Source organism: Pedobacter petrophilus (genome assembly GCF_009674725.1).
In the GTDB taxonomy this organism is placed as follows: domain Bacteria; phylum Bacteroidota; class Bacteroidia; order Sphingobacteriales; family Sphingobacteriaceae; genus Pedobacter; species Pedobacter petrophilus.
Window position 1 is genome coordinate 1 of the sequence record NZ_WKKH01000096.1, and the last position, 4,302, is coordinate 4,302.

At 40.9% G+C, this 4,302-nt stretch carries 4 protein-coding genes; 3 read left to right on the forward strand and 1 reads right to left on the reverse strand.

The genetic code is table 11. The features are described 5' to 3' along the window. A partial coding sequence (locus GJU39_RS24375; RefSeq protein WP_154281226.1) for a transposase occupies positions 1 to 155 on the reverse strand: 155 nt, incomplete at its 3' end. Between the two features lie 130 nt (positions 156 to 285). Here GJU39_RS24375 and GJU39_RS23060 point away from each other — a divergent pair. The 3 genes from GJU39_RS23060 to GJU39_RS23710 form a co-directional block, all read left to right on the forward strand. Next, positions 286 to 3,468, forward strand: coding sequence for a DUF6443 domain-containing protein (locus GJU39_RS23060; RefSeq protein ID WP_280790427.1), 3,183 nt, complete (start codon positions 286 to 288; stop codon positions 3,466 to 3,468). 1 nt (position 3,469) lies between these two features. Further along, positions 3,470 to 3,964 (forward strand): hypothetical protein, encoded by a 495-nt coding sequence (locus tag GJU39_RS23065; RefSeq protein ID WP_154283343.1) that lies wholly within the window; start codon positions 3,470 to 3,472, stop codon positions 3,962 to 3,964. A 120-nt stretch (positions 3,965 to 4,084) separates the two neighbouring features. Further along, on the forward strand, positions 4,085 to 4,302 hold a 218-nt coding region (locus tag GJU39_RS23710; RefSeq protein WP_209437727.1), incomplete at its 3' end, for a hypothetical protein.

Consider the following 4,302-nt stretch of genomic DNA (forward strand, 5'->3'; position numbering starts at 1 on the left):
GGACTCTGTTTGGGCTCCGACTCACGCTGTCTCCATTTACTCAGAAGGCTATCGTTTATTCCAAGCTCATCTGCAACCTCTTTCACCGATCCTCGGCTATTAGATAAATCTATAGCCATTTTTTTGAAGGAATCATCAAATACTCGTTTGCTCATATAATCAAATTTAAAAGTTTCTAGTTAAATCTGACAACTAAATTCCTCCAGTCAAATGTAGCAACTCCACAATAATCAGAACTACATCAGTACCAAAATTTTCAGACAGCGTGGGATTGATCCGGATAACCTGAACGGAAGGAGTATTTGTGATGTGAACGAGACTATTCAATACTTTGATGGTTTGGGTCGGCCTTTACAAACGGTACAAGTAAATGGAAGCTTAGCAGGCCATGATTTGGTTCAGCCTTTCGCTTATGATGCCTTTGGCCGTGAAGCGATAAAGTATCAGCCCTATTCGGTATGGGATAATAAGGGTGCTTACCGTGCTGATGCAATAGTTAATGGAGGCCAGGCAGGCTATTTTGCCAATCCTCCCTCAGGGATTAAATCTACCGGGACGCCATTTGCATTAACGGTTTTTGAGCCTAGCCCGCTTAACCGGGTTCAGGAACAGGGGGCTCCGGGCGATGCCTGGCAACCCGTGGTTAACAGCAATACCGGACATACCATTAAAATGGAATATGGCACCAATATTGATAATGAAGTGAAGCTTTGGCAGATCAATAGTGCCGGTAATGGAGCGGTTGCTTCGGTCTATTCACCAGGAAAACTATATAAAACCATCAGTAAAGATGAGAACTGGACATCTGGCAATGCTGGTACTACCGAAGAATTTAAAAATTCTGAGGGGCGTGTGATATTGAAACGGATATGGGAAAGCAATGATAAAAGCCTGAGTACCTATTATGTTTATGATGATCTTGGCAACCTGCGGTATGTCCTTCCGCCTGCATTAAATGCCGGAACCGACCGTTTGAGCAGTGAGATTACCAGCTTTGATGAGAGCCAAATTGAATTCCTGGATTACATGTATAGCTACCATTATGATGGTCGCAAAAGGATAATAGAGAAAAAGGTTCCGGGCAAGGGCTGGGAATCGCTTGTGTATAATAAGTTGGATCAGGTGGTTTACACACAGGATGCGAACCAACAACTTAGACATGAATGGAGCTGGACTAAGTACGATGCATTTGGAAGAGTGGTATTAACAGGGCTTGAGAAGAACAATACGATGAGCCGGGCAACCATTCAGAATAATTATATTGATTTGATGGCAGATCCGATTTGGGAAGAGCGGACCACTTCGCGCAGTGATGGTTATACTGTCCGTACTCATCCAATGGCTGGAGAGGAATACGAAAACATCGAATATCACACGGTTAACTATTACGATAACTATGAGATTGAAGGGATTCCTAATAATGAATCTGCAAATTACAGAAAGATGATCAAAGGATTACTAACCGCCCAAAAGATAAGGGTACTGGGAACCAATAACTTTCTGTGGATGGTAAACTATTATGATAATGAAGGTCGGCTAGCAAAAATTTACAAGCAGCATTACCTTTCAGGAAATGTAAATACATCTAACTATGATATAATTACCAATAGCTATAGCTTTGTTGGTGAACTTACGGCCAGCACCAAGGAGCATCATACCACTGGCGGAACAACCACTATTGCCGACCGTTATGAGTATGACCATGTGGGGCGTCCAATAGCAAGCTTTCAAAGCATTAACGGGCAAACAGCAGTTACAGTATCCCATAAGGTTTATAACGAATTAGGACAATTGAAAGAGAAAAGGCTGCATAATGATGTACAAATTACCGGCCTGGCTTATAACGAACGCGGGTGGATGACGGGTAGTACAAGCAATGAGTTCAGCATGGAATTGAAATACAATAATGGAACGTTGCCGCAGTTCAACGGCAATATCGCAAACCAGATCTATACCAATGGAACAAGCAACACTTTCACTTATAGTTACGATAAGCTGAACCGCCTGACCGAATCTGCCGCTGCAAACCTTGGCGAAAGTATCAGCTATGATGTGATGGGTAATGTGACCAGCCTGAGCAGGGATGGTTTTGGAACAAACAGCTATAGCAGTTATACTGGTAACCGTTTGAATACCATTATCGGTTTTACCAATAGCAATTATGCTTATGATGCGAACGGTAATCTGATCAGCGACAGCGAAAAGGACATCACTTTAAGTTATAATCACCTTAACCTGCCACAAAACATCAGTGGTAGCCAAAACATCACTTATACTTACGATGCCACTGGAAATAAACTGGCAAAAACAAGCAATGGTAATACCCGTAATTATGTAAATGGCATTGAGTACAACGGCAATGCGATTGATATGATCCATACTGAGGAAGGGATTGCACAAAATAATGGCGGTAATTATAGCTACCATTATAATCTTTCGGATCATCTTGGAAATGTGCGTTATACTTTCGATATTTACAATGGTGCTGTGCGGAGGCTACAGCAAGACGATTATTATGCGTTTGGGTTGAGGAAGGCAAGTGTGGGTGGTACAAACAAATATTTGTACAATGGCAAGGAGTTGCAGGAGGAATTAGGGCAGTATGATTACGGCGCAAGGTTCTATGACCCGGTGATAGCAAGGTGGAATGTAATTGATCCACTTGCGGAGAAGTTCTACAGTGTAAATCCGTACAATTATACCGACAACAATCCCGTGAACAATATAGATCCTGATGGGATGGAGACATACTATGGTCAGGAAGCACAGGATAGGTTTCGGCAGATACAGGGGGGCTATGCAGGTGGTGACGATGATGATAAGAAAAAGAAGAAAGGAGAGCCAAGAGGCTATTTCCCTACATTGTGGAATGAAACGGCAAAGGGAGATCCCTTTGGCAATGTGGGCAGGACATGGCGAGGGTGGCTGAGTGAAGATTCTAATTTAGGTTCCGACTTGTGGAACTCAGCCTCCAACACCTATTGGGGGGTGGCCTCCTTATTAGATGGAAATACATACGTGGATTTCTACGAAAACCAAAAAGCGTATTGGTCGTCCTCGCCTGAAGATAAAGCAAAGGCTGATGCTGTGGCGATAAACAATATGGTAGAAGGTGCGGCAACAACTGCTCCGTTGGCTTATGCTGGAGGGGGGCTGCTTTCTGCGAAGAAAAATGTGAACGTTTTTAATGGATATGGAGTATTCGGAAAAAACGGATTAAATGTTGGAGAATATCGAATAGATGCTTTACATGAGAATGGTAAAGGAGGAGGAGGAACTTATTTGTCAATAAAACAAAATAAACAAGGCGGAAACATGGTTCGATGGGATAAAGGTCGTTCTCATAATTCAACTACAACTACAAATCACTCGACTTTTAGATTTAATGCATTTGGAAATGTTTATGGCAGTTCAGCTCAACGTCCGGTTACAGCGCCTTTCGTTTTCTGGAAGTATAAAACAAAGTAATATGAGAGGTTTAGATTTAAAAAATCATACGGAGAGTACGGTGTCTATCAAGGATACCACCCACTCTATAGATTTAAGTGAATCCAAGTGGGATCCATTATTCAAATTTTTATTGGATGTTAACGAAAATGTATATTTTTATGGTTTAAGAGTCTTTGTTGCAGATGATGAACTGTTTAAAAATGTTGATTTCGCCGCAGAAGAGGTATTTGTAAATGAAAACTATAATAGGATACTTTTTCGTATTAAAAACGTGAATCTGTTAAACAGAGGTTTGCTAAAGAACATTTGGTTATGTTATAACGAAGCAGCATTGGTGTTCTTGATGGATAAGAGCGATGAGAATACTTTTCTAGAAGCAAATTATAAAAACGACCTAATAAAGAATTGTTTTACTCATATTGAAGGTTACTTTATGGTTTCTCAAGGAATGGAAGATGATGTTTTATGGGTTGATAGTGATCAGAAATTTTCTACTATCCCGTGCTTGGTTTAAGTCTTCCGCAGGGCCTTAAATCTTATTTTGGAAATTCAGAACTTTGTCCGTAATATTTGCAGTAAAGCTAGTTATAGCAAAGCCTGGTTCATTGAGCCAGGCTTTGATGCATAATCAACTATGCATCCTATTGTTGTTTTTACATTTGCAAGTTGTGTTTTTGGGTACCAAAATACCTACTTGGCTTCGCTTTGGGCGAAGGGAGAACAATTTGGTGCGGCTATTAATAAATTGACAGGTAATAGACTAAATGTCTTCCTGCCAAAGGATTTTGTGACCTCCGTATTCAAACGATATTCTACTGGACTTGGTTTATCATTACAAGATAACTTTAAAGT